This window comes from Pseudomonas fluorescens, assembly GCF_001648775.1.
In the GTDB taxonomy this organism is placed as follows: Bacteria; Pseudomonadota; Gammaproteobacteria; order Pseudomonadales; family Pseudomonadaceae; genus Aquipseudomonas; species Aquipseudomonas fluorescens_M.
The window spans coordinates 259044-283341 of the sequence record NZ_LVEJ01000028.1 but is presented as its reverse complement, the minus strand read 5'-3'; the positions used below and the strand labels follow the sequence as shown (position 1 = coordinate 283341).

Genomic DNA, 24298 nt, shown 5'->3' with positions numbered 1-24298 from the left:
GGGGAGGTCACGCATCATGGCTAATTCAGGCGGTGTTTCCGAAGCTTTTGCTCGGGGTCATCTGCAGCTGACTGCACTTTGTGAACTGGCCTTGAATGTGTGCCTGTCAGGCGAGTAAAAACTCTGCTCGACGGTGTAATTCAGGCCTCATGTCACCTGCGCTTGTTACAACTGCAAACTCCACCGTTACGTAGCGAAAGCCCCGTAGGACGGCCTCGCGTCCTGGTGAATTGCGTTGGTCAGGGCCGGTTTTTGACCGTGGTTCCTCTGTCCAGGCCGCTTTTGGCGGCGTTCGCGACTATAGCAGCAATGATTAAGTGCTTCAATTCCATAAAAATTGTTATCATCCGCGGCATGACAACTACTGCCCCTTCGACTCCAGGCGTTCAATTGCTTGAAGTCTCGCCGGAGTATGCCGGCCAACGAATCGACAATTTTCTCCTCGCCCGGCTCAAAGGCGTGCCCAAGACCTTGATTTACCGCATTTTGCGCAAAGGCGAAGTGCGTGTGAACAAAGGTCGGATCAAGCCCGAATACAAGCTGCAGGCCGGCGATATCGTGCGCGTGCCGCCGGTTCGCGTGCCTGAGCGTGACGAGCCGGTGCCGCTGGCCCAGGGCCTGTTGCAGCGCCTGGAAGCCTCGATTGTCTTCGAAGACAAAGCCCTGATCGTGATCAACAAGCCCGCCGGCATTGCAGTTCACGGTGGCAGCGGCTTGAATTTCGGTGTGATCGAAGCCTTTCGTCAGTTGCGTCCTGATGCCAAGGAGCTGGAACTGGTGCACCGTCTCGACCGAGACACTTCCGGCCTGCTGATGATCGCCAAGAAGCGCAGCATGTTGCGTCACTTGCATGAGCAATTGCGCGGCGATGGCGTCGACAAGCGCTACATGGCGCTGGTGCGTGGCAACTGGGCAACTTCGATCAAGAAAGTCAGTGCGCCATTGCTCAAGAGCAATTTGCGTTCCGGCGAGCGCATGGTTGAAGTCAACGATGAAGGCAAGGAAGCCCTGACGATGTTCAAGGTGCTGCGCCGCTTCGGTGATTTCGCCACCATGGTCGAGGCGAAACCGGTTACCGGTCGCACCCACCAGATTCGCGTACACACCCTGCATGCTGGCCATTGCATTGCGGGCGACAGCAAGTATGGCGACGAGGATTTCACCAAGGAAATCCGCGACCTGGGCGGTAAACGCCTGTTCCTGCACGCTTACATGCTGACCGTGCCGCTGCCCGATGGCGGCAAGCTGACCTTGCAGGCGCCGGTCGATGAAATGTGGGCCAAGACCGTGGAGCGATTGAGTGCGCCCATCTGATTACAAGCTGCTGATTTTCGATTGGGACGGCACGCTGGCCGACTCCATTCATCGGATTGTCGAGGCGATGCACTCGGCGTCCGGGCGTTCCGGTTTCGAGTTGCGCGATGACTTTGCCGTCAAAGGCATTATCGGTCTGGGCTTGCCCGAGGCGATTCGCACGCTGTATCCCGAGATCAGCGATGCCGAAATGACCTTGTTTCGCGAGTATTACGCTGACCACTACATCGCCGCAGAAGCCGTGCCTTCGCCTTTATTCGAAGGCGTCGTCGAGTCGATGGCGTCCTTTCGTGAGCAGGGTTATCACCTGGCCGTCGCGACAGGCAAGAATCGTCGTGGGCTCGATCGGGTGCTCAAGGCCAATGGCTGGGAGGCGTATTTCGATATCACTCGCGCTGCCGATGAAACTGCCAGCAAGCCACACCCTCTGATGCTGGAGCAGATCCTTGCGCATTGCGGTGTGCGTGCCGAACAAGCGCTGATGGTCGGCGACTCGTCCTTCGATCTGCTGATGGCGCGCAATGCGGGGATGGATTCGGTGGCGGTCAGTTATGGCGCGCAATCGATCGAATCGCTGCAGCAGTACGGACCGCGCCTGTCGATTGACCGTTTTTGTGAATTGCATGCCTGGCTCGCGCAGCAGGCTTAATACGTTTTTGCTGGGGTGGATGGCATGACCGACGAATGGAAAGCACCGGCCAAGGCAAGTGCCGACGACGGTGATCAGAAAAGCTGGAAGCTGTTGGAAAAAACGCTGCTCGCCGGCGTGCAGGAGCAGCGTCGTTCACGACGTTGGGGGATCTTCTTCAAGCTGCTGACGTTTGTTTATCTGTTCGTCGCACTGATCCTGTTCACGCCGTTAATGGACATGGAAAAGAGCGCAACGCGCGGCCCGAACTACACCGCGCTGATCGACGTCACTGGCATGATCGCCGACAAGGAACCGGCCAGTGCCGACAATATTGTCGGGAGCCTGCGCGCAGCGTTTGAGGACAAGAAGGTCAAGGGTGTGATCCTGCGGATCAACAGCCCTGGCGGCAGTCCGGTGCAGTCCGGTTATGTGTATGACGAGATCAAGCGCCTGCGTGGCCTGCATCCGGAGATCAAGCTGTACGCGGTGATTTCCGATCTGGGTGCGTCCGGTGCTTATTACATCGCCAGTGCCGCGGATCAGATCTACGCCGACAAGGCGAGTCTGGTGGGTTCCATTGGTGTGACGGCGGCCGGTTACGGCTTTGTCGGCACCATGGAGAAGCTGGGTGTCGAGCGTCGTACGTACACCTCGGGCGAGCACAAGTCGTTCCTCGATCCGTTCCAGCCGCAGAAGCCCGAAGAAACGGCGTTCTGGCAGAGCGTGCTGGATACCACGCACAAGCAGTTCATCAACAGCGTCAAGCAGGGGCGTGGCGATCGCCTGAAAGACAAAGAGCATCCGGAGCTGTTCTCCGGGCTGGTCTGGTCGGGTGAGCAGGCGTTGCCGCTGGGTTTGATCGACGGGCTGGGCAATGCCAGTTCGGTGGCGCGTGATGTGATTGGCGAGAAAGAGCTGGTCGACTTCACCGTTCAGGAATCGCCGTTCGATCGCTTCTCGAAGAAGCTGGGTGCCAGCGTGGCTGAGCAGTTGGCGATGTGGATGGGTTTCCACGGGCCTTCGTTGCGCTAAGCGCTCGCTGCATAAAAAAACCGGCCTCGATGGCCGGTTTTTTGTAGGTCAGGGGATTTGCACGCCTTCCGCCAGCAGCATGTCGATCAGGCGAATCAGCGGCAGGCCGATCAGGCTGGTGGCGTCAGGGCCCGCGGTGGATTGAAACAGGCTCACGCCCAGTCCCTCGGCCTTGAAGCTGCCTGCGCAGTCATAGGGCTGCTCGATGCGCAGATAGCGCTCGACGCGCGCCTGATCGAGCTGGCGCATGTGTACGGTGAACGGCACGCAGTCGACTTGGCACTGGCCGGTCTGGCTGTTGAGCAGCGCCAGACCGGTCAGGAATGTCACGCTGGCGCCGCTGGCAGCCATCAGTTGCTCGCGGGCCTTCTCGAAGGTGTGCGGCTTGCCGATGATCTGTTCATCGAGCACCGCAACCTGGTCCGAGCCGATAATCAGATGAGCGGGGTGGCTGTCGGCCAGCGCCCGGGCTTTTTGTTCGGCGAGGCGTTTGACCAGCTCGATGGCTGACTCGCCCGAACGATGGCTTTCATCGATATCCGGCGAGGAGCAGACGAACGGCAGGTGCAGACGGGCGAGCAATTCGCGACGATAGGTCGAGCTTGAGGCGAGTAATAAAGGCAGCATTCGCGTCTCCTGAGGCAGGTGCGAATTCTAGCGGATGCACGCAAGTGACGGACAGGGCACAATTTCCTTTGACATGGGTGGGTGCATCCCTATAATGCTGCGCCTATGTTGAATGACCCGATTCCATCTCACGTTGACCCGCGCAAATTGGCTGATCGTGGCACCACCCTTCAAGGTGAAATGCTGCTGGCCGATTTGGAGAGACTCTGCGACCCGCTTTCCGACAATGTCGGTACGGTGCAGGCGAAATTCGTTTTTGAACGAGATGAACGTAAATCTGTGGTGATCCACAGCTTTATCGACACCGAAGTCAAAATGGTTTGCCAGCGTTGTCTTGAGCTGGTCACCCTGCCGATCCACAGCGAATGCAGTTATGCTGTGGTGAAAGAGGGTGCGAATACCCAGTCGTTGCCGAAAGGTTATGACGTGCTGGAACTGGGCGAAGATCCATTGGATCTGCAGTCACTGATCGAGGAGGAGCTTCTGCTCGCCTTGCCCATTGTGCCTGCTCATCATCCGGAAGAATGCCAGCAGCCGGCGGGTCTCGATGAGCCCGAACCGAGCGAGGACGAGTCAACGCGGTCCAACCCGTTCAGTGTATTGGCGCAGTTAAAGCGTGACCCAAACGTTTAGGAGTTAATCAATTATGGCTGTTCAGCAGAACAAAAAATCCCGCTCTGCCCGTGACATGCGCCGTTCGCACGACGCTCTCGAGGCTAGCACCCTGTCTGTAGAAAAAACCACTGGTGAAGTTCACCTGCGTCACCACGTATCGCCAGAAGGCGTATACCGTGGCCGTAAAGTGATCGACAAGGGCGCTGACGAGTAATCACTTGTCCGCTCAAGTCATCGCGATTGACGCAATGGGCGGGGACTTCGGTCCCCGCAGCATTGTTCAGGCCAGCCTTGCTTGCCTTTCTGCTACGCCCTCGCTGCACCTGACCCTCGTCGGTCAACCCACCCTTCTTGAAGAATTGATCCATGGCCAATCGGCTGCCGATCGCGCGCGCCTGACTATTGTTGCGGCCAGCGAAGTCATCACCATGGACGAAAAACCGACCCAGGCCTTGCGTGGCAAGCCGGACTCGTCGATGCGTGTTGCCCTTGAGCTGGTGCGTGATGGCAAGGCGCAGGCCTGTGTCAGTGCTGGCAATACCGGTGCGTTGATGGCGTTGTCGCGATTCGTCTTGAAGACCTTGCCGGGTATCGATCGCCCGGCGATGGTGGCGGCGATTCCGACGCAGAAGGGCTATTGCCAGTTGCTCGATCTGGGCGCCAACGTCGATTGCAGTGCCGAGCATCTGCTGCAATTTGCGGTGATGGGCTCAGTGGCGGCGCAAACGCTGGGGATTGTCCGTCCGCGTGTTGCGCTGTTGAACATCGGTACTGAAGACATCAAGGGTAACCAGCAGGTCAAACTGGCGGCGACGTTGTTGCAGGCGGCCCGAGGCATCAACTACATCGGTTTTGTCGAAGGCGATGGTCTGTATCGCGGCGAAGCGGATGTGGTGGTCTGTGACGGCTTTGTCGGCAACATCCTGCTCAAGTCCAGCGAAGGGCTGGCGACGATGATTGCCGCGCGCATCGAGGCGCTGTTCAAAAAGAACGTCGCTTCCCGTGCGGTCGGCGCCTTGGCATTGCCGCTGATGAAGCGCTTGCAGGCTGACCTGGCGCCGGCGCGACATAATGGCGCAAGCTTTCTCGGGTTGCAGGGCATCGTCGTGAAAAGTCACGGTTCGGCCGGGGTTCAGGGCTTTCAGAGTGCGATCCAGCGTGCGCTGATCGAGATTCAAGAGAACTTGCCCGAACGCCTCCACGGTCGTCTGGAGGATTTGTTGTCTTAGGCGTTTTCGTCGGACAATGCTTAAATGTGACCGCCCGGTTCAAAGGGCCATCCAACTGTCAGTTTCTTGCGTCCCCCAGTGGGGCGTCATTCTCCGACGACAAGATCATTAGGGGCTTGTTACATGTCTGCTTCCCTCGCATTCGTCTTTCCAGGACAGGGTTCGCAGTCCCTCGGCATGCTGGCCGAGCTGGGCGCGGAATATCCGTTGATCCTCGAAACTTTCAAAGAAGCCTCTGCGGCTCTGGGCTATGACCTGTGGGCATTGACCCAGCAGGGCCCGGAGGAGCTGCTCAATCAAACCGATAAAACCCAACCGGCCATTCTGACCGCTTCGATCGCCCTGTGGCGTCTGTGGCTGGCTGAAGGCGGCGCGCGTCCGGCCTTTGTCGCCGGTCACAGCCTGGGCGAATACAGCGCGCTGGTTGCCGCTGGCAGCCTGGCGCTGGCTGACGCGGTGAAGCTCGTTGAGCGCCGTGGTCAACTGATGCAGGAAGCGGTGCCGGCCGGGCAGGGTGGCATGGCCGCCATTCTCGGTCTGGAAGACGCTGACGTGCTGGCAGCCTGTGCAGAAGCTGCGCAAGGCGAGGTGGTCAGTGCGGTCAACTTCAACTCGCCGGGTCAGGTAGTGATCGCCGGCGCCAAGGCTGCTGTCGAGCGCGCCATTGAAGGCTGCAAGGCCCGTGGTGCCAAGCGCGCCATGCCATTGCCAGTGAGCGTGCCTTCGCACTGTGAACTGATGCGTCCGGCTGCCGAGCGTTTTGCCGAATCCATCGCCGCCATCGACTGGCAGGCGCCGCAGATCCCGGTGGTACAGAACGTCAGCGCGCAAGTGCCAGCCGATCTGGAAACCCTCAAGCGTGATCTGCTCGAACAACTGTACAAGCCAGTGCGCTGGGTCGAGTCGGTACAGACTCTCGCTGCCAAAGGCGCGACCAATCTGGTCGAATGCGGCCCGGGCAAAGTCCTGGCCGGTCTGAACAAGCGCTGCGCCGAAGGCGTGGCGACTTCCAACCTCAATACCCCAGACGCTTTCGCTGCCGCTCGCGCAGCGCAAGCCTGAATCAGGAGAAACTTGCATGAGTCTGCAAGGTAAAGTTGCACTGGTCACCGGTGCAAGCCGCGGTATCGGCCAGGCTATCGCACTGGAGCTGGGTCGTCAGGGCGCCATCGTCATTGGCACCGCGACTTCCGCTTCGGGCGCTGAGCGTATCGCTGCAACCCTGAAGGAAAACGGTATTCAGGGCGCAGGTTTTGAGCTCAACGTTACCAGCGATGAATCGGTCAGTGCTGTGCTGGCGGGCATTCAGGAGCAGTTTGGTGCGCCAGTGGCGATCCTGGTCAATAATGCCGGCATCACCCGCGATAACCTGATGATGCGCATGAAAGACGACGAGTGGTACGACGTGATCGATACCAACCTGAACAGTCTGTATCGCCTGTCCAAGGGCGTTCTGCGCGGCATGACCAAGGCGCGTTGGGGGCGAATTATCAGTATTGGCTCGGTGGTGGGTGCCATGGGCAACGCTGGCCAAGTAAACTATGCAGCCGCCAAGGCCGGTCTGGAAGGTTTCAGCCGTGCGATGGCGCGTGAAGTCGGTTCGCGTTCGATTACGGTCAACTCGGTAACCCCAGGGTTCATCGACACCGACATGACGCGCGAGCTGCCTGAAGCACAGCGTGAAGCCTTGCAGACGCAGATTCCGCTGGGTCGTCTGGGACAAGCTCAAGAGATCGCGTCTGTGGTCGCTTTTCTTGCATCCGACGGTGCGGCATACGTCACTGGGGCTACAATCCCGGTGAACGGTGGGATGTACATGTAAGTAAAATGTGACGGATTGCTTCAAAAAAATGTCATACGAGCTGTCTAAAATCCGTTATAAAGCTGCAATCTATTTATAGGCAGAGGGCTGCAGGGTTTGAGGAGTGAAGCTTTCAGTTGAAAAACTGAAAAGTCTTTCTATACACTTACCCACTGGCCAGCTGCCTGAATTTGTCCATTAGGAGTGAAAACAAGGTATGAGCACCATCGAAGAGCGCGTCAAGAAAATCGTTGCCGAGCAACTGGGTGTTAAAGAAGAAGAAGTGGTTAACACTGCTTCCTTCGTAGAAGACCTGGGTGCCGACTCCCTTGACACCGTTGAGCTGGTGATGGCTCTGGAAGAGGAATTCGAGACCGAAATCCCTGACGAAGAAGCTGAGAAGATCACTACTGTACAAGCTGCAATCGACTACGTTACTAGCCACCAGGCGTAATAGTTTGTAATCGTTGTTTGCTGTCATGGAAAAACCGCACTGCCATCATGGCGTGCGGTTTTTTCTTTAGGCCTGATGCAAAGTCGTCGTCATTTGAAAAAGGAGAGTGCTGTGTCGCGTAGACGCGTCGTAGTCACCGGTATGGGTATGTTGTCGCCACTGGGCACGGATGTGCCGAGCAGTTGGCAGGGCATTCTGGCTGGCCGCAGTGGCATTGGTCTGATCGAACACACCGACCTTTCTGCCTATTCCACCCGCTTTGGCGGCTCGGTAAAGGGCTTCAATGTCGAGGAATACCTGTCGGTCAAGGAAGCGCGCAAGCTCGACCTGTTCATTCAGTACGGTCTCGCTGCCGGCTTTCAAGCCGTACGCAACGCCGGTCTGGAAGTCACCGACGCCAACCGTGAACGCATTGGCGTGGCCATGGGTTCGGGTATCGGCGGTCTGACCAACATCGAAGAAACCAGTCGTACCCTGCATGAGACGGGCCCGCGTCGAATCTCGCCATTCTTCGTGCCAGGCTCGATCATCAATATGATTTCCGGTTTCCTGTCCATCCACCTGGGTGCACAGGGACCTAACTACGCCATCGCCACGGCGTGCACCACGGGTACGCACTGTATCGGCATGGCGGCGCGCAACATCATGTACGACGAAGCCGACGTGATGATTGCCGGCGGTGCCGAAATGGCCGCGTGTGGTCTGGGCATGGGCGGCTTCGGCGCATCCCGTGCGCTGTCGACCCGCAACGACGAGCCGACTCGCGCCAGCCGTCCATGGGACAAGGGCCGTGATGGCTTCGTCCTGTCCGACGGTGCCGGTGCACTGGTTCTCGAAGAGTTGGAGCACGCCAAGGCACGCGGCGCGACCATCTACGCCGAGCTGATCGGTTTCGGCACCAGTGGCGATGCGTTCCACATGACCTCGCCACCCGCCGACGGCGCCGGTGCTGCACGCTGCATCACCAATGCGCTGCGCGATGCGAAGATCAACGTCGATCAAGTGCAGTACATCAACGCCCACGGCACTTCGACTCCGGCCGGCGACCTTGCCGAAGCCAATGCGATCAAGTCGGTGTTCGGTGAGCACGCCTACAAACTCGCCGTCAGCTCGACCAAGTCCATGACCGGTCACCTGTTGGGTGCGGCGGGCGCGGTCGAGGCGATCTTCAGCGTGCTGGCGATCAACAGCCAGGTAGCACCGCCGACCATCAACCTGGATGAGCCGGATGAGGGCTGCGATCTCGATTTCGTGCCGCACACCGCGCGCAACATGGACATCGATGTCGTGCTGTCCAACTCCTTCGGGTTTGGTGGTACCAACGGCACCCTGGCATTCCGCCGGTTCGCAGGCTGATGGACTGCTGGGTCGACGGTCAACCGGCTGACAGTCTGTCGCTGAAAGATCGCGGCCTGGCTTACGGCGATGGTCTGTTCGAGACCATCGCTGTGCACCGAGGCCAGCCGATCCTGCTGGATCGGCACCTGACGCGATTGGCCGATGGCTGCTCGCGTCTGGCCATCGCGGCCGATATCGAGCTGATTCGCCATGAGCTGCTGAGTTATGCAGCAGCGATGGGCGAGGGCGTGCTTAAGCTCATCCTCAGCCGTGGCGACGGTTTGCGCGGTTATGCGCCCGACCCGGCGGCGCCGGGCCGACGCATTCTGCAAGGCAATCCTGCGGCGACTTATCCGCCTGTTCATGCCGAGCAAGGCGTTCGCCTGTTTCCGTGTAACACGCGACTGTCCAAACAGCCTTTACTGGCTGGACTCAAACACCTCAATCGACTGGAACAGGTTCTCGCCCGCGCCGAATGGCAGGACAGCGAACATGCCGAAGGCTTGATGCTCGACCAGGCTGGTCGGGTGATCGAAGGGGTGTTCAGCAATCTGTTTCTGCTGCGCGACGGTGTGTTGATCACGCCGGATCTGAAGCGCTGTGGTGTCGCCGGTGTGATGCGCGCCGAAATATTGTTTCAGGCCGAGTCGCTGGCCATCCCCACGCAAATCGCCGACATCAGCCTCGAACAGCTGCAATGGGCCGATGAAGTGTTTCTCTGCAACAGCGTTTATGGCGTCTGGCCGGTACGCGCCTACGCTGCACTGAGCTGGCCGGTTGGCCCGCTCACCCGTAAACTGCAAACCATTGCCCGCGCCCTACTGGATGCCTGATTCGTGAGACGTAAACTTTTGCTGCTGCTGGAAACCGGACTGGTTCTGGCAGGGCTGTTGATGGGCGCCAGCGCCTGGAAGATTCACAGTGCATTGGAACAGCCACTGAACATCACGCAGGAAGAGCTGCTGGATGTGCCGAAAGGCTCTACACCGACCCGTACTTTCCTTTCACTGGAAACCGATGGCGTCATCAAGGACGCGTTCTGGTTGCGGGTTTACTGGCGTTTCAATCTCGCCGGCACGCCCATCCATAGCGGCGAATACCGCATGCAACCGGGCATGACCGTCAATGGTCTGATCGACTTGTGGAAGCGTGGCGAAGTGGTGCAGTACAGCCTGACGCTGGTCGAGGGCTGGAACTTCCATCAGGTGCGCGCCGCATTGGCCAAAGACGAGAAGATCGAGCAGACCCTCAACGGTTTGAGCGACAGTGACGTCATGGCCAAAATTGGTCATAAAGGTTTGTTCCCGGAAGGCCGTTTCTTCCCCGATACCTACCGATTCGTGCGCGGCATGTCTGATGCCGAGTTGCTGAAGAAAGCCTTTGATCGTCTCGATGAAGTCCTCGCCAAAGAATGGGAAAGCCGTTCTGCCGATGTGCCGTACACCGAACCTTATCAAGCGTTGATCATGGCTTCGCTGGTTGAGAAAGAGACCGGCGTGCCGCAGGAGCGCGGGCAGATTGCCGGCGTCTTCGTGCGTCGAATGGCGTTGGGCATGCAACTGCAGACCGATCCGACCGTCATCTATGGTCTGGGTGATCGCTACACCGGCAAGTTGACCCGCGCGCATTTGAAAGAGCCAACGGCGTATAACACTTACGTGATCCCGGGCCTGCCACCGACACCGATTGCGATGGTCGGGCGTGAAGCGATTCACGCGGCGCTGAACCCGGTGGAAGGCACGAGCCTGTACTTCGTTGCGCGTGGCGACGGCAGCCATGTGTTCTCTGATGATCTGGATGCGCATAACAATGCGGTGCGTGAGTATCAGCTCAAGCGCCGCGCGGATTACCGTTCCAGCCCTGCGCCGGCGGTAACGCCTGAAACGGCTCCTGCGACGCAAGAGGCGATTCCTGCGGCATCACCGGATACCGCGCCGGAAGCACTGCCGCCAGTTCCCCCTCAGGAACCTGCGCCGGCCCCGGCCCCGGAAGCCACCGCCCCGCAAAACGCGCAATGACTTTGATTAAGGACTGCCTGTGACTGGCTTGTTTATTACTCTGGAAGGCCCGGAAGGCGCCGGCAAGAGCACCAACCGCGAATACCTCGCCGAGCGCCTGCGCGCCGCCGGTATCGAAGTGGTGCTGACCCGCGAGCCTGGCGGCACGCCGCTGGCCGAGCGGATTCGCGACGTATTGCTGGCCCCGGCCGACGAAGTCATGAATCCGGACGCCGAGCTGTTGCTGGTGTTCGCCGCGCGCGCACAACACTTGGCCGAGGTGATTCGTCCGGCGCTGGCCCGTGGTGCGGTGGTGCTGTGTGACCGCTTCACCGATTCGACTTACGCCTATCAGGGCGGCGGCCGCGGTCTGTCGCTGGAGCGCATCGCCACGCTGGAAAGCTTTGTCCAGGGCGATCTGCGTCCGGACCTGACATTGATTTTCGATCTGCCGGTGGAAATCGGCCTGGCCCGCGCCAGTGCTCGTGGTCGTCTTGATCGCTTCGAACTGGAAGGCCGGGCGTTTTTCGAGGCCGTGCGCAACGCATTCCTCAAGCGCGCCGAAGCTGATCCTGCGCGCTATGTGCGCATCGACGCTGGCCAGCCATTGGCCAAGGTTCAGCAGTCGCTGGATACCCTGATTCCGAATTTGCTGGAGCTGGCCCGTGGCTGAGGCCTATCCGTGGCAGGACAGCCTCTGGCAGCAACTGGCCGGGCGCAAACAGCACGCGCACGCCTATCTGTTGCATGGCCCGGCCGGCATTGGCAAGCGCGCGCTGGCCGAGCGCTTGATGGCGAGTCTGTTGTGTCAGCGTCCGACCCCGCAAGCGTGCGGCGAGTGCAAATCCTGCCTGCTGCTCAAGGCCGGCAGCCACCCTGATAATTACATTCTCGAACCGGAAGAAGCCGATAAGGCGATCAAGGTCGATCAGGTGCGTGATCTGGTCAGTTTCGTGGTGCAGACCGCGCAGCTTGGCGGGCGCAAAGTGGTGCTGATCGAGCCGGTCGAGTCGATGAACATCAACGCCGCCAACGCCTTGCTGAAAAGCCTGGAAGAGCCGTCCGGCGATACCGTGTTGCTGTTGGTGAGCCATCAGACCAGTCGCTTGCTGCCGACGATCAAAAGCCGCTGCGTGCAGCAGGCCTGTCCGCTGCCGGGCGAGGCGATGAGCCTGCAATGGCTGGCGCAGGCACTGCCGGACTGTTCCGAAGACGAGCGCGTCGAGTTGCTGACGTTGGCCGCCGGTTCGCCGTTGATGGCGGTCAGCCTGCAATCTCAAGGCGTGCGTGAGCAACGCGCGCAAGTGGTTGAAGGCGTGAAGAAACTGCTCAAGCAGCAGCAATCACCGACGCAACTGGCCGAAGAATGGAAAAGCATTCCGATGCTGCGTCTGTTCGACTGGTTCTGCGACTGGTCGAGCCTGATCCTGCGTTATCAATTGACTCAGGATGAGGCAGGCCTGGGTCTGACCGACATGCGCAAGGTTGTGCAGTATCTGGCGCAGAAAAGCGCGCAGGGCAAAGTCCTCGAGATTCAGGACTGGATACTGGCGCAGCGCCAGAAAGTCATGAGCAAGGCCAACCTCAATCCGGCCTTGCTGCTGGAGGCGTTGTTGGTGCAATGGGCAGGATTGCCTGGTCAAAGATAACAATGTGTACCTAGACTCTGAATATCAGCAGTGGAGGTGAGCATGAATGAATCTGTCAGCCCGGGGCCACGCAACGGTATTTTGTCCCTGACGATCAAGGACAAGTCGGTGCTCTACGCCGCCTACATGCCGTTCATCAAGAACGGTGGCTTGTTCATCCCGACCAACAAGAGTTACAAGTTGGGCGACGAGGTGTTCATGCTGCTCAATCTGATGGACGAGGCGGAGAAAATTCCGGTGGCCGGTAAAGTCACCTGGATCACCCCGAAAGGGGCACAAGGCAATCGTGCCGCCGGTGTAGGTGTGCAGTTCAACGATGGCGACAACACCGCGCGCAGTCGCATCGAAACCCATCTGGCCGGAGCCCTGAAATCCGACCGTCCCACTCATACGATGTAAGTAGCCGTCTTTTTTATGCTCGTAGATTCCCATTGTCACCTCGATCGCCTCGACCTCGCCGCCCATGATGGCTCGCTGGATGCCGCACTCGATGCCGCCCGGCAGCGCGGAGTAGGGCACTTTCTGTGCATCGGCGTGAGTGCCGACAACGCCGCCGACGTCAAAGCGCTGGCTGAACGTTACGACGACGTCGATTGTTCGGTGGGTGTGCATCCGCTGGACGTGCAGCCGGGCGCGGCCCCTGCGCTGGACTGGCTGCTGCACGAGCTCAATCACCCGAAAGTGGTGGCGATCGGCGAAACCGGCCTCGATTATCACTACGAGCCGGAAGCCGCCGAGCTGCAGCAGGCATCGTTTCGTCTGCACCTGCAAGCGGCGCAGCAGACCGGCAAACCGGTAATCATCCACACCCGTGGCGCGCGTGCCGATACCCTTGAATTGCTACGCGAAGCGGCGTTGCCGCAGGCCGGTGTGCTGCATTGCTTCACCGAAGACTGGGACATGGCCAAAGCCGCGCTGGACATGGGCTATTACATTTCCCTGTCCGGCATCGTCACGTTCCGCAATGCTGATGCTCTGCGCGATGTCGCGAGCAAGGTCCCGGCCGATCGCCTGCTGGTGGAAACCGACTCGCCGTATCTGGCGCCGATCCCTTATCGCGGCAAGCCCAATCTGCCGCAGTACGTGCGCGAGGTGGCGGAATTCCTGGCGATGTTGCGCGGTGAGAATTACGAACGTTTTGCCGAGCAGACGACTGAGAACTTCAAGCGTCTGTTCCCGCTGGCCAGTGTTAAATCTGCCCTGTAAGCACTCGCCAAATCGCAGGCAAAAAAAACCCGGGTTCTGGGGGGTGAATCCGGGTTAAGACCATTAGGAGTAAAACAAAGGCACGCGGTCCCTTGGTACCTTTATCGGCGCGACACTTGGGGGAGATGTCGCCCGACAGTTCAAGTATTGATCAGTCTGGCGTGCAGTCCAGTTAGCCGGTCGGGGTTTTTAAACAAATTTGGAATACGTTCGCTTCAGTTGAGTTCTCATTGCGCCCAAAACGTTCTCAAAACGAACAAGAAACACAGATATGGTCGGATGATCCGTGCATTTTTGCGCAAGTTAGGCATAATACGCGGCTTCGAATTTTGACCCTTCAGACCTTTTCTTATGCACAAAGAACCTCGTAAGGTCCGTGAGTTTCGTCGCCGCGAGCAAGAAATTCTCGATACCGCGCTCAAGCTGTTCCTCGACCAAGGTGAAGACAGTGTCACCGTCGAGATGATTGCTGATGCCGTGGGTATCGGCAAAGGCACGATCTACAAACACTTCAAATCCAAGGCCGAGATCTATCTGCGCCTGATGCTCGATTACGAGCGCGATTTGAACGAGCTGCTGCATTCGGCCGATGTCGACAAGGACAAGGAAGCGCTGTCCCGCGCCTACTTCGAATTCCGCATGCGCGACCCGCAGCGTTATCGTCTGTTTGACCGTCTCGAAGAGAAGGTCGTCAAAGGCAATCAGGTGCCGGAAATGGTCGAGGAGCTGCACAAGATCCGTGCCTCGAACTTTGAACGCCTGACCCTGCTGATCAAGGGCCGCATCAGCGAAGGCAAGCTTGAAGACGTGCCGCCGTACTTCCATTACTGCGCATCCTGGGCGCTGGTGCACGGCGCCGTCGCGCTGTATCACTCGCCGTTCTGGAGCAATGTGCTGGAAGATCAGGAAGGTTTCTTCCAGTTCCTGATGGACATTGGCGTGCGCATGGGCAACAAACGCAAGCGCGACCCGGAAACCCCGAGCAGCTGAGCCATTCAGCTGCCTTATTGCGCCATGATTTCGCTACATGACGCAGTAGCGCAGGAATATACTCAGGCATAGGGCTTGCTAAAACTTGATTTGTGAGTCAAGTTTTAGCGGCTCGAAATTCTATCGCCGGAGTGATCATGATCGTTGACCGTCAAGGCAGGCGTTTTCGCAATTTGCGCATCAGCCTGACCTCAGCCTGCAATTACGCGTGTACCTACTGCGTGCCCAACGGCAAGCGGTTGGTGGCTGCGCAGGATGAATTGTCGGCCGAAGCCATGGCGCGTGGCGTGGCATACCTGATCGAAGCTGCCGGCATCGAACGGCTACGCATCACCGGTGGCGAGCCGCTGGTCAGCCCCAAACTCGAATCGTTCATGACCGCTGTTGGCAAGATGGGCCTGGACGACATCAGCCTGACCACCAACGGCCAGCTCCTCGCGAAAAAACTGCCGCTGCTGGTCGATGCCGGTCTGCGCCGCATCAACGTGTCACTCGATACTCTCGATGCTGGCGCTTTCCGCAGCATTGCCCGTGGCGGTGATCTGGCCACCGTGCTCGACGGCATGGATCAGGCGGCAGCGGCGGGGATGAAGATCAAGGTCAACATGGTGCCGTTGCGCGGGCAGAACCTCGACCAGGTGATGCCGCTGCTCGATTACTGCCTGGAGCGCGGATACGAACTGCGTTTCATCGAACTGATGCGCATGGGCCATCTGGCCAAAGACTCGAATGCTTTCCTGCAACAGTTCGTCAGCCTGCAACAGCTGCTGGAGCTGATTGGCGAGCGTTATGAATACGCGCAAACCGACGCACCGGTGGATGCCACTGCCGTGCGCTACGCAATTCCCGGCCTCGGCAACTTTGGCGTGATCGCCAACGAAAGCGTGCCGTTCTGCCGTACATGCTCGCGCTTGCGCTTGTCGTCGACCGGTTGGCTGCATGGCTGCCTGTCGTCGAGCAACCGCCACTATGTCGGCGATCTGCTCGACAAGCCGCGTCATCAGGCGCTGCCGGCGCTCCAGCGTTTGCTGGTCAAGGCGTTGGGCGACAAGCAGGAAGTGGCCTTCTCGGGCGGCGCAACAGTCATGAAAATCATCGGCGGCTGAACAACCGCTTTCGCGAGCAGGCTCGTTCCCACCTATGGAATGCACTCCCCTGTGGGAGCGAGCCTGCTCGCGAATACGATCTAACAATCAACGAAGAACCAGAGCTGGCGCAAAAGCTGCATCCAACGGCCATTCGCCGGTTTTCCGTCACCGGCCACTGGAGGAACAGAATGCGTAGCCTGGTTTTGCTGCTGGCCGTTTTGGCGCTTGGCGGCTGTATGACTGTCAGCGATATGGCCGAAGGCACTCGCTATCAGATGAGCGATGCGGGTCTGCTGGATCACAGCGACAGCCGCCGCGTGAACAACTTCCGCATTCAGCCGGACTCGTTCATCTACATCGCCCAAGGCGCGTTCGCTCCGCCAGGCGGTTCGTATCCACGGCCGAACGTGGTGGCCGAAGAAGCTTTCAAAGGTTTCGTCGAATACTTCCCGATGGTCCGTCGCGCCCGCGCGCCCGAAGGTCTTGATCAGGCCATGGGCGAAGCTCGCGATGCCGGCGCGCACTATCTGCTGTACACGCGTTTCGCCAAGGCTGACGACCGCATCGGCAACTCCGACGAGTGGCTCGATCAAGAAGCGGTGGATCGTCTCGGCATTGACGGCGGCGTGATTCAGATCATGTTGATCGAGACCAGCACCCAGTATTTGATTGATACTGCACGGATCAAGAGTCGTGGCGGTTTACTGACGTTCCACGACAGCAAGCCCGAAGACCTGATCGGCCCGCCGCTGGCGCAGTACGCGCGCAGCCTGTTGGGAGTCGGCGACCAATAATTCAAGGAGAACGCCATGAGTGGCCCGCAAAAAGCCAATGACCTGTTGGGACAGATCCCCAAAACCAAAGGCCTGCCGCCGGTGCACTTGTGGAACCCGGACTTCTGCGGCGATATCGACATGCGCATCGCCCGCGACGGCACCTGGTATTACCTGGGCACGCCGATCGGGCGCAAGCCAATGGTTAAATTGTTCTCGACGATCATGCGCCGCGACGGCGATGACTACTTCCTGATCACCCCGGTCGAGAAGGTCGGGATCAAGGTCGATGATGCGCCGTTTGTGGCGATTGCCGTTGAGGTTGAAGGCGATGGGGAGACGCAGTTGTTGCGCTTCACCACCAACGTCGATGAAACCGCTGAAGCAGGGCCTGAACATCCGATTCGGGTCGAGATCGATCCGGCGACGCAAGAACCCGCGCCCTACGTGCATATCCGCACCAATCTTGAAGCGCTGATCCACCGCAATGTGTTTTACCAACTGGTGGAATTGGCGGTCAGCCGCGAAATCGACGGGCAGCGCTGGCTCGGTGTGTGGAGTGGTGGCGAGTTCTTCCGCATCGGCCTCGAACCCTAAATCCGAAACCCTGTGGGAGCGAGCTTGCTCGCGAAGGCGTTCTACCAGTCAATATCTAGGCTGGCAGACAAAACGCCTTCGCGAGCAAGCTCGCTCCCACATTTGGTTTTGTGGGGTGTCTGAAAAATCCTGATTGACTGTTATTCATATGATCATTAGCTTGATCACCCATCGCGATCCGCTTTGAGGTGTTCATGTCCAGCAGCTTTCATGCGTCGACCGTTGACTGGTTAGGCAGCTGGATCGCCGCTGGCCAAGTCAAACCGGGGCAGACCATCAAGGTCGAGGCCGATCTGGGCGAACAGCTCGGCGTCAGCCGCACGGTCATCCGCGAAGCGATCAAAACCCTCGTCGCCAAAGGCATGCTCGAAGTCGGGCCGAAAGTCGGCACGCGCGTGCTGCCTGTGCGCCGCTGGAACCTGTTCGATCCGCAAGTCGTCGGTTGGCTGTCGCGCAACGGCTTGCCGGAAAACTTCGTCGATGACCTGCTCGACCTGCGTCGCACCATCGAACCGATGGCGGTGCGCTGGGCTTGCGAGCGCGCGACGCTGGAACAGATCGACGCAGTGCAACTGGCCTACAACGCCCTTGAGCGCGCGGTCGACAGCGGCATCGACTACAACCGCGCCGATCAGGCGTTTCACGAATGCATACTCGCCGCCAGCCATAACCAGTTCATTGAACAGATGGTCCCGGCCCTCGGCGCCTTGCTCGCGGTGTCGTTCGAAGTCTCCGCTGCCGACCCCGATGAATTGCGCCGCACGCTGCCGATCCACAAAGACATGGCTGACGCCATCGCCGCTCGCGATTCCGCCCGCGGTGTGTGGGCGTGCATGACCCTGATCGACAACGCAGACCTGGCGATCAAACGCTTTTACCCGAAAGTCATGGCCGACAAAAAAGCCAGTTAATCCAAATTTCCCTGTGGGAGCGAGCCTGCTCGCGAAGGCGGTATATCAGGCAACTCATGCGTCGACTGACACGACGCTTTCGCGAGCAGGCTCGCACACTTTAAATAACAACAAGATCCGAGGAGTTGATATGCCGTGGACCGCCCTGACCCAACACCGCGCCCGACTCGGTGAAGGCCCGTTCTGGGACGCGCCAACCCAGGCGCTGTACTGGGTCGATATTGCCGGCAAACAGGCCTTGCGCCTGATCGGCCAGAACGTGCAGATCTGGCAGATGCCCGAACACGTTTCCGCGTTCATCCCGTGCAACAGCGGCGATGCACTGGTGACCCTGAGCAGCGGCGTTTATCGACTGGATCTCGATTCCCCCGGCCTCGAACCGCGCTTGACCCTGTTCTGCATCGCCGACCCGCAACCTGGCAATCGCGCCAACGAAGCGCGTTGCGATGGCCAAGGTCGTCTGTGGCTCGGCACCATGCAAAACAACATCGGCGAGCAGGGCGAAGATCTGCCGATCACTCGCCGCTCGGGTGGCCTGTTTCGCGTCGATCCGGACAAGCGAGTCACACCGTTGCTGCGCGGGCTGGGCATTCCCAACACGCTGTTGTGGAGCGACGACGGCACCACGCTGCTGTTCGGTGACAGCCTCGACAGTACGCTCAACCGTTACTTCATCCACACCGACGGCAATCTCGATACTGCACAAGTCTGGTACGGCTCCGATCAGCACGGCGGCCCGGACGGTTCGGCGATGGACGCCGAAGGCTATATCTGGAATGCCCGTTGGGACGGCAGTTGCCTGCTACGGCTGACGCCTGACGGTGAAGTCGATCGCAAAATCGACCTGCCGATCAGCCGCCCGACCAGTTGCGTGTTCGGCGGCGAAGATTTGAAAACCCTGTACATCACCAGTGCCCAGAGTCCGCACCACCATTCACTGGACGGCGCGGTGCTGTCGATGCACGTCGATGTGCCCGGCAAACTCTGTACACGCTTCGCTGGTTAATCCCAAAATATGGGATGCAAAATTATATATTGAGATTATTTGGCGGTCGGGTTTATAGTCGGCTGCAGCAGTAACACGCACTCACACTTAAAAAGAACAAAACAGGTGAAGTGATGCAGCGAATCTCTATCGCACTCCCGAGTGGAGTCCGCGTCGCGCAACGGCTCGAAGCCGTCGGCCGCGCCTGCCTGTTTCGTTCAAAACGCCTTCCAGACCGGACATCGGCAGATGCCCGGTTTTTTTGTGCCTGCGCAACAGGAGTCCTGATCCATGGCTGAACCTCTTTCCCTGCCGCCGGTGCCCGCACCGCCGAAGGGCGAGCGTCTGAAAAACAAGGTGGTGTTGCTGACTGGCGCCGCTCAGGGCATCGGTGAAGCCATTGTCGCCGCGTTCGCCTCGCAGCAAGCGAAACTGCTGATCAGCGATATCCAGGCCGAGAAGGTTGAACGGGTTGCTGCGCATTGGCGGGAGCAGGGTTGCGATGTGCAGGCGCTGAAGGCAGATGTCTCGCGTCAGCACGATCTTCACGCCATGGCTAAACGGGCTGTTGAGTTGCACGGACGCATCGACGTGTTGGTCAACTGCGCCGGGGTCAATGTGTTCCGTGATCCGCTGCAGATGACCGAGGAAGACTGGCATCGCTGCTTTGCCATTGATCTGGACGGCGCCTGGTTCGGCTGCAAAGCGGTGCTGCCGCAGATGATCGAGCAGGGTATCGGCAGCATCATCAACATCGCCTCGACCCACTCCAGCCACATCATTCCCGGTTGCTTTCCGTACCCGGTCGCCAAGCATGGCTTGCTCGGCCTGACCCGCGCCCTCGGCATCGAATACGCGGCGAAAGGCATTCGCGTCAACGCCATCGCCCCGGGCTACATCGAGACGCAACTCAATGTCGATTACTGGAACGGTTTCGCCGACCCGCACGCCGAACGTCAGCGCGCCTTCGATCTGCACCCGCCGAAACGCATCGGTCAGCCGCTTGAAGTGGCGATGACGGCGGTGTTCCTGGCCAGTGATGAAGCACCGTTTATCAACGCGTCGTGTATCACCATCGATGGTGGCCGCTCGGTGATGTACCACGACTGAACCGATGGGTTTTCGCGCGGATGAATCTGTCTGAAATCCAATCATCATACGATATGACTATTTTCAACAGGCTTTGCAGGAACACGCTTTAACGCTTTTCAAACATTGCTCAAAAAAAATAACAAGGAGTCAGCTTATGAAACGTCGTTTCGGGATTCGTACCCTGTGCAGTACCGCCCTGGCGGTCACCGCGTTCAGCCTGAGCAGTGCGCTGCTCGCTGCCGACACCGTGAAAATCGGTTTTCTGGTCAAACAGGCGGAAGAACCGTGGTTCCAGACCGAGTGGGCCTTCGCCGAGAAAGCCGCCAAGGACAAGGGCTTCGAACTGATCAAGATTGCTGTGCCAGATGGCGAGAAAACCCTCTCGGCCATCGACAGCCTCGCCGCCAACGGTGCCAAGGGCTTTGTGATCTGCCCGCCGGATGTCTCGCTCGGCCCGGCAATCATGGCCAAAGCCAAACTCAATGACCTCAAAGTGATTGCCGTCGATGACCGTTTCGTCGACGCCAACGGCAAGTTCATGGAAGACGTGCCGTACCTCGGCATGGCCGCGTTTGAAGTCGGCCAGAAGCAAGGCAACGCGATGGTCGCCGAGGCGAAAAAACGCAACTGGGACTGGAAGGACACTTACGCGGTGGTCAACACCTACAACGAACTCGATACTGGCAAGAAGCGCACCGACGGTTCGGTGAAATCCCTTGAAGACGCCGGCATGCCGAAAGACCACATTCTGTTCGCCGCGCTGAAAACCCTCGACGTGCCGGGCAGCATGGACGCCACCAACTCGGCGCTGGTGAAACTGCCGAGCGCGGCGAAAAACCTGATCATCGGTGGCATGAACGACAACACCGTGCTCGGCGGCGTGCGCGCGACCGAAGCCGCCGGTTTTGCTGCGGCCAATGTGATCGGTATCGGCATCAACGGCACCGACGCCATCGGCGAACTGAAAAAGCCTAACAGCGGCTTCTTCGGCTCGATGCTGCCAAGCCCGCACATCGAAGGCTACAAAACCGCCGAGATGATGTACGAGTGGGTCACCACCGGCAAAGAGCCGCCGAAGTACACCGCCATGGACGACGTCACCCTGATCACCCGCGAGAACTTCAAGCAAGAGCTGGAAAAAATCGGCTTGTGGAACTGACGTAGCGACGGCCCGGGCAGCCGGGCCGTTTTTCGGTGTGAAGAGGTGGCTTTATGCACGCGCAAGTACAGACACAACAACACAGCGCCAGCGGCAGCCTGCGTTTTAGCGGGATTGGCAAAACCTTTCCCGGGGTGAAGGCGCTGGACGCTATCAGTTTCGTCGCGCATCCCGGTCAGGTTCATGCCTTGATGGGCGAGAACGGCGCCGGCAAATCGACCCTGCTGAAAATCCTCGGTGGTGCTTACATCCCGAGCAGCGGCGAGTTGCAGATCGGCGAGCAGACCATGGCGTTCAAGTCGACGGCTGACAGCATCGGCAGCGGCGTCGCAGTGATTCACCAGGAGCTGCATCTGGTCCCGGAAATGACCGTCGCAGAGAACCTGTTTCTTGGCCATCTGCCGGCCAGTTTCGGTTTGATCAATCGCGGCACACTGCGCCAGCAAGCGCTGAATTGTCTTAAAGGTCTGGCCGACGAAATTGATCCGCAGACCAAGGTCGGACGATTGTCCCTCGGCCAGCGTCAGTTGGTGGAAATCGCCAAAGCGTTGTCGCGCGGTGCGCATGTCATCGCATTCGATGAGCCGACCAGCAGTCTTTCGGCCCGCGAGATCGACCGCTTGATGGCGATCATCGGCCGCCTGCGCGACGAGGGCAAAGTGGTGCTCTACGTCTCGCACCGGATGGAAGAAGTATTCCGCATCTGCGACGCGGTGACGGTGTTCAAGGACGGCCGCTACGTGCGCACCTTCGACGACATGAGCCAGTTGACCCACGATCAACTGGTGACCTGCATGGTCGGGCGCGACATTCAGGACATCTACGATTATCGCCATCGGCCACGCGGCGCGGTGGCGCTGAAGGTCGACGGCCTGCTCGGTCCGGGCCTGCGTGAGCCGATCAGTTTCGAAGCGCACAAAGGTGAAATTCTTGGCCTGTTCGGACTCGTCGGGGCAGGGCGCACAGAGCTGTTTCGCCTGCTCAGCGGTCTTGAGCGCAACACCGCTGGACGGCTAGAGTTGCGCGGCCATGAACTGAAACTGCGCTCACCGCGCGACGCGATTGCTGCCGGGATTCTGCTCTGTCCGGAAGACCGCAAGAAGGAAGGCATCATCCCGCTGGCCAGTGTTGCCGAGAACATCAACATCAGTGCTCGCGGGGCCAACTCCGGCCTCGGTTGCCTGATTCGCGGTCTCTGGGAGAAGGGCAACGCCGACAAACAGATCAAGGCGCTCAAGGTGAAAACCCCGCACGCTGGGCAGCAGATCAAATTCCTTTCTGGTGGCAATCAGCAGAAGGCCATTCTCGGCCGCTGGCTGTCGATGCCGATGAAGGTTCTGCTGCTCGATGAGCCGACTCGTGGCATCGACATCGGCGCCAAAGCCGAGATCTACCAGATCATTCATAACCTCGCCGCCGACGGCATTTCGGTGATCGTGGTGTCCAGCGACCTGATGGAAGTGATGGGCATTTCCGACCGCATTCTGGTGCTTTGCGAAGGCGCCCTGCGCGGCGAAATCAGCCGCGACCAGGCCAATGAATCCAACCTGCTGCAACTGGCTTTGCCGCGCCACCGCGCTGACGGCGTGGCGAACTGAGAGGTGACTATGATGACAACCCAGAAAGAAACCCTGCCGACTGAGCGCAAGCCTTTGGACATGCGCCGCTTCCTCGATGACTGGGTCATGCTGCTGGCGGCGATCGGTATTTTCATTGCCTGCACGCTGCTGATCGACAACTTCCTCTCGCCGCTGAACATGCGTGGTTTGGGCCTGGCGATTTCCACCACCGGGATCGCCGCGTGCACGATGTTGTATTGCCTGGCGTCGGGGCATTTCGACTTGTCGGTGGGCTCGGTGATTGCCTGTGCCGGCGTGGTCGCGGCGGTGGTGATGCGTGACACTAACAGTGTGTTTCTCGGTGTCAGTGCGGCGTTGGTGATGGGCCTGATTGTCGGGCTGATCAACGGGATTGTGATTGCCAAGTTGCGCGTCAATGCATTGATCACGACGTTGGCGACCATGCAGATCGTTCGTGGTCTGGCGTACATTTTTGCCAACGGCAAAGCGGTGGGTGTGTCGCAGGAATCGTTCTTCGTGTTTGGTAATGGCCAGTTGTTTGGCGTGCCGGTGCCGATTCTGATCACCATCGTCTGCTTTCTGTTTTTCGGCTGGCTGCTGAATTACACGACTTACGGGCGCAACACCATGGCCATCGGCGGCAACCAGGAAGCGGCGTTGCTGGCGGGCGTGAATGTTGACCGCACCAAGATCATTATCTTTGCCGTGCATGGCGTGATTGGTGCGTTGGCGGGGGTGATTCTGGCGTCGCGGATGACCTCCGGGCAGCCGATGATTGGTCAGGGGTTCGAGCTGACGGTGATCTCGGCTTGCGTGCTGGGCGGGGTGTCGTTGAGTGGCGGGATTGGCATGATTCGGCATGTGATTGCCGGCGTGTTGATTCTGGCGATTATTGAGAATGCGATGAACTTGAAGAATATTGATACGTTTTATCAGTATGTGATTCGTGGTTCGATTCTGCTGCTGGCTGTGGTGATTGACCGTCTGAAGCAACGCTAAGTCAAAAGCTACCCTCACCCCAGCCCTCTCCCGGAGGGAGAGGGAGCCGACCGAGGTGTCTTGCCTCCTGCATCGACCTGAAAGACCTCGTCGATTATGGATTCGGCAAAGCTCTTTCAGGTCGGCGAACCTCCTGAGCATCCCCCATTCAGTCCCCTCTCCCTTCGGGAGAGGGCTAGGGTGAGGGTGAGAGGAAGGGCCGACCGAGGTGATCCGTCGACCTGAAAGGGG

The 24298-nt window shown here is 59.1% G+C and carries 27 protein-coding genes; 26 read left to right on the top strand and 1 reads right to left on the bottom strand.

The annotated features are described in order from the left end of the window. The first annotated feature begins 354 nt into the window (after positions 1 to 354). From rluC to sppA, 3 genes are read left to right on the top strand one after another with little or no spacing between them, the layout of a single operon-like run. Entirely contained in the window at positions 355 to 1314 is a 960-nt protein-coding gene (gene rluC / locus A8O26_RS25150; protein WP_034155359.1) for a 23S rRNA pseudouridine(955/2504/2580) synthase RluC, read from the top strand. Beyond that, positions 1301 to 1963 carry an HAD-IA family hydrolase gene (locus A8O26_RS25145; RefSeq protein ID WP_064120379.1) on the top strand — a complete coding sequence of 221 codons (663 nt, stop codon included), beginning with the start codon at positions 1301 to 1303 and terminating at the stop codon, positions 1961 to 1963. Before rluC ends, A8O26_RS25145 begins: the two co-directional genes overlap by 14 nt. Positions 1964 to 1987: 24 nt before the next feature. Continuing rightward, positions 1988 to 2977, top strand: a complete 990-nt coding sequence (sppA, locus tag A8O26_RS25140) for a signal peptide peptidase SppA (protein ID WP_064120378.1) — start codon at positions 1988 to 1990, stop codon at positions 2975 to 2977. A 48-nt stretch (positions 2978 to 3025) separates the two neighbouring features. Here the strand turns inward: sppA and A8O26_RS25135 are convergent, their stop codons facing one another. Beyond that, positions 3026 to 3604, bottom strand: a complete 579-nt coding sequence (locus A8O26_RS25135; RefSeq protein ID WP_064120377.1) for a Maf family protein — start codon at positions 3602 to 3604, stop codon at positions 3026 to 3028. A gap of 105 nt (positions 3605 to 3709) precedes the next feature. On the opposite strand from A8O26_RS25135, the gene A8O26_RS25130 reads away from it, so the two are divergent. From A8O26_RS25130 to araH, 23 genes are all read left to right on the top strand, one after another. After that, entirely contained in the window at positions 3710 to 4237 is a 528-nt protein-coding gene (locus tag A8O26_RS25130; protein ID WP_064120376.1) for a YceD family protein, read from the top strand. Between the two features lie 13 nt (positions 4238 to 4250). Further along, entirely contained in the window at positions 4251 to 4433 is a 183-nt protein-coding gene (gene rpmF, locus A8O26_RS25125; protein WP_003179396.1) for a 50S ribosomal protein L32, read from the top strand. Between the two features lie 4 nt (positions 4434 to 4437). Beyond that, on the top strand, positions 4438 to 5448 hold the full coding sequence (gene plsX / locus A8O26_RS25120; RefSeq protein ID WP_081265257.1) for a phosphate acyltransferase PlsX: 1011 nt from the start codon (positions 4438 to 4440) through the stop codon (positions 5446 to 5448). A gap of 123 nt (positions 5449 to 5571) precedes the next feature. Next, positions 5572 to 6510: an ACP S-malonyltransferase gene (gene fabD, locus A8O26_RS25115; RefSeq protein WP_064120374.1), complete on the top strand. Its 939-nt coding sequence runs from the start codon at positions 5572 to 5574 to the stop codon at positions 6508 to 6510. A 16-nt stretch (positions 6511 to 6526) separates the two neighbouring features. After that, entirely contained in the window at positions 6527 to 7270 is a 744-nt protein-coding gene (gene fabG, locus A8O26_RS25110) for a 3-oxoacyl-ACP reductase FabG (protein WP_034155354.1), read from the top strand. A gap of 196 nt (positions 7271 to 7466) precedes the next feature. Beyond that, positions 7467 to 7703, top strand: a complete 237-nt coding sequence (acpP, locus tag A8O26_RS25105; protein WP_003175607.1) for an acyl carrier protein — start codon at positions 7467 to 7469, stop codon at positions 7701 to 7703. Positions 7704 to 7814: 111 nt separating this feature from the next. Continuing rightward, positions 7815 to 9059 carry a beta-ketoacyl-ACP synthase II gene (gene fabF, locus A8O26_RS25100; protein ID WP_064120373.1) on the top strand — a complete coding sequence of 415 codons (1245 nt, stop codon included), beginning with the start codon at positions 7815 to 7817 and terminating at the stop codon, positions 9057 to 9059. Further along, the gene (gene pabC, locus A8O26_RS25095) at positions 9059 to 9874 is read left to right on the top strand and encodes an aminodeoxychorismate lyase (protein ID WP_064120372.1); all 816 of its coding nucleotides are present in this window, start codon (positions 9059 to 9061) and stop codon (positions 9872 to 9874) included. Before fabF ends, pabC begins: the two co-directional genes overlap by 1 nt. 3 nt (positions 9875 to 9877) lie before the next feature. Further along, complete coding sequence (gene mltG, locus A8O26_RS25090) at positions 9878 to 11059, top strand: endolytic transglycosylase MltG (protein WP_064120371.1); 1182 nt, start codon at positions 9878 to 9880, stop codon at positions 11057 to 11059. A 19-nt stretch (positions 11060 to 11078) separates the two neighbouring features. Then, entirely contained in the window at positions 11079 to 11711 is a 633-nt protein-coding gene (gene tmk / locus A8O26_RS25085) for a dTMP kinase (RefSeq protein WP_064120370.1), read from the top strand. Continuing rightward, on the top strand, positions 11704 to 12687 hold the full coding sequence (locus A8O26_RS25080) for a DNA polymerase III subunit delta' (RefSeq protein ID WP_064120369.1): 984 nt from the start codon (positions 11704 to 11706) through the stop codon (positions 12685 to 12687). Before tmk ends, A8O26_RS25080 begins: the two co-directional genes overlap by 8 nt. 42 nt (positions 12688 to 12729) lie before the next feature. Beyond that, the gene (locus tag A8O26_RS25075; protein WP_064120368.1) at positions 12730 to 13086 is read left to right on the top strand and encodes a PilZ domain-containing protein; all 357 of its coding nucleotides are present in this window, start codon (positions 12730 to 12732) and stop codon (positions 13084 to 13086) included. A 15-nt stretch (positions 13087 to 13101) separates the two neighbouring features. Then, complete coding sequence (locus tag A8O26_RS25070) at positions 13102 to 13893, top strand: TatD family hydrolase (protein ID WP_064120367.1); 792 nt, start codon at positions 13102 to 13104, stop codon at positions 13891 to 13893. A gap of 351 nt (positions 13894 to 14244) precedes the next feature. After that, positions 14245 to 14883 carry a TetR/AcrR family transcriptional regulator gene (locus tag A8O26_RS25065; RefSeq protein ID WP_007908276.1) on the top strand — a complete coding sequence of 213 codons (639 nt, stop codon included), beginning with the start codon at positions 14245 to 14247 and terminating at the stop codon, positions 14881 to 14883. 137 nt (positions 14884 to 15020) lie between these two features. Next, entirely contained in the window at positions 15021 to 15989 is a 969-nt protein-coding gene (locus A8O26_RS25060; RefSeq protein ID WP_064120366.1) for a GTP 3',8-cyclase MoaA, read from the top strand. A gap of 170 nt (positions 15990 to 16159) precedes the next feature. Next, positions 16160 to 16765: a DUF4823 domain-containing protein gene (locus A8O26_RS25055; RefSeq protein ID WP_064120365.1), complete on the top strand. Its 606-nt coding sequence runs from the start codon at positions 16160 to 16162 to the stop codon at positions 16763 to 16765. 15 nt (positions 16766 to 16780) lie between these two features. Next, positions 16781 to 17341 (top strand): DUF1285 domain-containing protein, encoded by a 561-nt coding sequence (locus tag A8O26_RS25050; RefSeq protein ID WP_064120364.1) that lies wholly within the window; start codon positions 16781 to 16783, stop codon positions 17339 to 17341. Positions 17342 to 17535: 194 nt separating this feature from the next. Further along, entirely contained in the window at positions 17536 to 18252 is a 717-nt protein-coding gene (locus A8O26_RS25045) for a FadR/GntR family transcriptional regulator (protein ID WP_064120363.1), read from the top strand. Positions 18253 to 18382: 130 nt separating this feature from the next. After that, positions 18383 to 19258 carry an SMP-30/gluconolactonase/LRE family protein gene (locus A8O26_RS25040; protein WP_064120362.1) on the top strand — a complete coding sequence of 292 codons (876 nt, stop codon included), beginning with the start codon at positions 18383 to 18385 and terminating at the stop codon, positions 19256 to 19258. A 270-nt stretch (positions 19259 to 19528) separates the two neighbouring features. Next, positions 19529 to 20347, top strand: coding sequence for an SDR family oxidoreductase (locus tag A8O26_RS25035; protein WP_064120361.1), 819 nt, complete (start codon positions 19529 to 19531; stop codon positions 20345 to 20347). A gap of 136 nt (positions 20348 to 20483) precedes the next feature. Further along, positions 20484 to 21488 (top strand): substrate-binding domain-containing protein, encoded by a 1005-nt coding sequence (locus A8O26_RS25030; RefSeq protein WP_064120360.1) that lies wholly within the window; start codon positions 20484 to 20486, stop codon positions 21486 to 21488. A 53-nt stretch (positions 21489 to 21541) separates the two neighbouring features. After that, a complete protein-coding gene (gene araG, locus A8O26_RS25025) occupies positions 21542 to 23086 on the top strand; it encodes an L-arabinose ABC transporter ATP-binding protein AraG (protein ID WP_064120359.1) in 1545 nt (514 codons plus the stop codon). Between the two features lie 12 nt (positions 23087 to 23098). Then, positions 23099 to 24067, top strand: coding sequence for an L-arabinose ABC transporter permease AraH (gene araH, locus A8O26_RS25020; RefSeq protein ID WP_064120407.1), 969 nt, complete (start codon positions 23099 to 23101; stop codon positions 24065 to 24067). The last annotated feature ends 231 nt before the right edge of the window (positions 24068 to 24298 follow it).

Excerpts from the sequence above, each read along its gene's own strand:
- rluC (WP_034155359.1), top strand. The coding sequence starts at position 355 with ATGACAACTACTGCCCCTTCGACTCCAGGCGTTCAATTGCTTGAAGTC.
- sppA (WP_064120378.1), top strand. The coding sequence starts at position 1,988 with ATGACCGACGAATGGAAAGCACCGGCCAAGGCAAGTGCCGACGACGGT.
- A8O26_RS25135 (WP_064120377.1), bottom strand. The coding sequence starts at position 3,604 with ATGCTGCCTTTATTACTCGCCTCAAGCTCGACCTATCGTCGCGAATTG.
- A8O26_RS25130 (WP_064120376.1), top strand. The coding sequence starts at position 3,710 with ATGTTGAATGACCCGATTCCATCTCACGTTGACCCGCGCAAATTGGCT.
- rpmF (WP_003179396.1), top strand. The coding sequence starts at position 4,251 with ATGGCTGTTCAGCAGAACAAAAAATCCCGCTCTGCCCGTGACATGCGC.
- fabD (WP_064120374.1), top strand. The coding sequence starts at position 5,572 with ATGTCTGCTTCCCTCGCATTCGTCTTTCCAGGACAGGGTTCGCAGTCC.
- fabG (WP_034155354.1), top strand. The coding sequence starts at position 6,527 with ATGAGTCTGCAAGGTAAAGTTGCACTGGTCACCGGTGCAAGCCGCGGT.
- acpP (WP_003175607.1), top strand. The coding sequence starts at position 7,467 with ATGAGCACCATCGAAGAGCGCGTCAAGAAAATCGTTGCCGAGCAACTG.
- pabC (WP_064120372.1), top strand. The coding sequence starts at position 9,059 with ATGGACTGCTGGGTCGACGGTCAACCGGCTGACAGTCTGTCGCTGAAA.
- A8O26_RS25075 (WP_064120368.1), top strand. The coding sequence starts at position 12,730 with ATGAATGAATCTGTCAGCCCGGGGCCACGCAACGGTATTTTGTCCCTG.
- A8O26_RS25070 (WP_064120367.1), top strand. The coding sequence starts at position 13,102 with ATGCTCGTAGATTCCCATTGTCACCTCGATCGCCTCGACCTCGCCGCC.
- A8O26_RS25065 (WP_007908276.1), top strand. The coding sequence starts at position 14,245 with ATGCACAAAGAACCTCGTAAGGTCCGTGAGTTTCGTCGCCGCGAGCAA.
- A8O26_RS25060 (WP_064120366.1), top strand. The coding sequence starts at position 15,021 with ATGATCGTTGACCGTCAAGGCAGGCGTTTTCGCAATTTGCGCATCAGC.
- A8O26_RS25055 (WP_064120365.1), top strand. The coding sequence starts at position 16,160 with ATGCGTAGCCTGGTTTTGCTGCTGGCCGTTTTGGCGCTTGGCGGCTGT.
- A8O26_RS25050 (WP_064120364.1), top strand. The coding sequence starts at position 16,781 with ATGAGTGGCCCGCAAAAAGCCAATGACCTGTTGGGACAGATCCCCAAA.
- A8O26_RS25045 (WP_064120363.1), top strand. The coding sequence starts at position 17,536 with ATGTCCAGCAGCTTTCATGCGTCGACCGTTGACTGGTTAGGCAGCTGG.
- A8O26_RS25040 (WP_064120362.1), top strand. The coding sequence starts at position 18,383 with ATGCCGTGGACCGCCCTGACCCAACACCGCGCCCGACTCGGTGAAGGC.
- A8O26_RS25035 (WP_064120361.1), top strand. The coding sequence starts at position 19,529 with ATGGCTGAACCTCTTTCCCTGCCGCCGGTGCCCGCACCGCCGAAGGGC.
- A8O26_RS25030 (WP_064120360.1), top strand. The coding sequence starts at position 20,484 with ATGAAACGTCGTTTCGGGATTCGTACCCTGTGCAGTACCGCCCTGGCG.
- araG (WP_064120359.1), top strand. The coding sequence starts at position 21,542 with ATGCACGCGCAAGTACAGACACAACAACACAGCGCCAGCGGCAGCCTG.
- araH (WP_064120407.1), top strand. The coding sequence starts at position 23,099 with ATGACAACCCAGAAAGAAACCCTGCCGACTGAGCGCAAGCCTTTGGAC.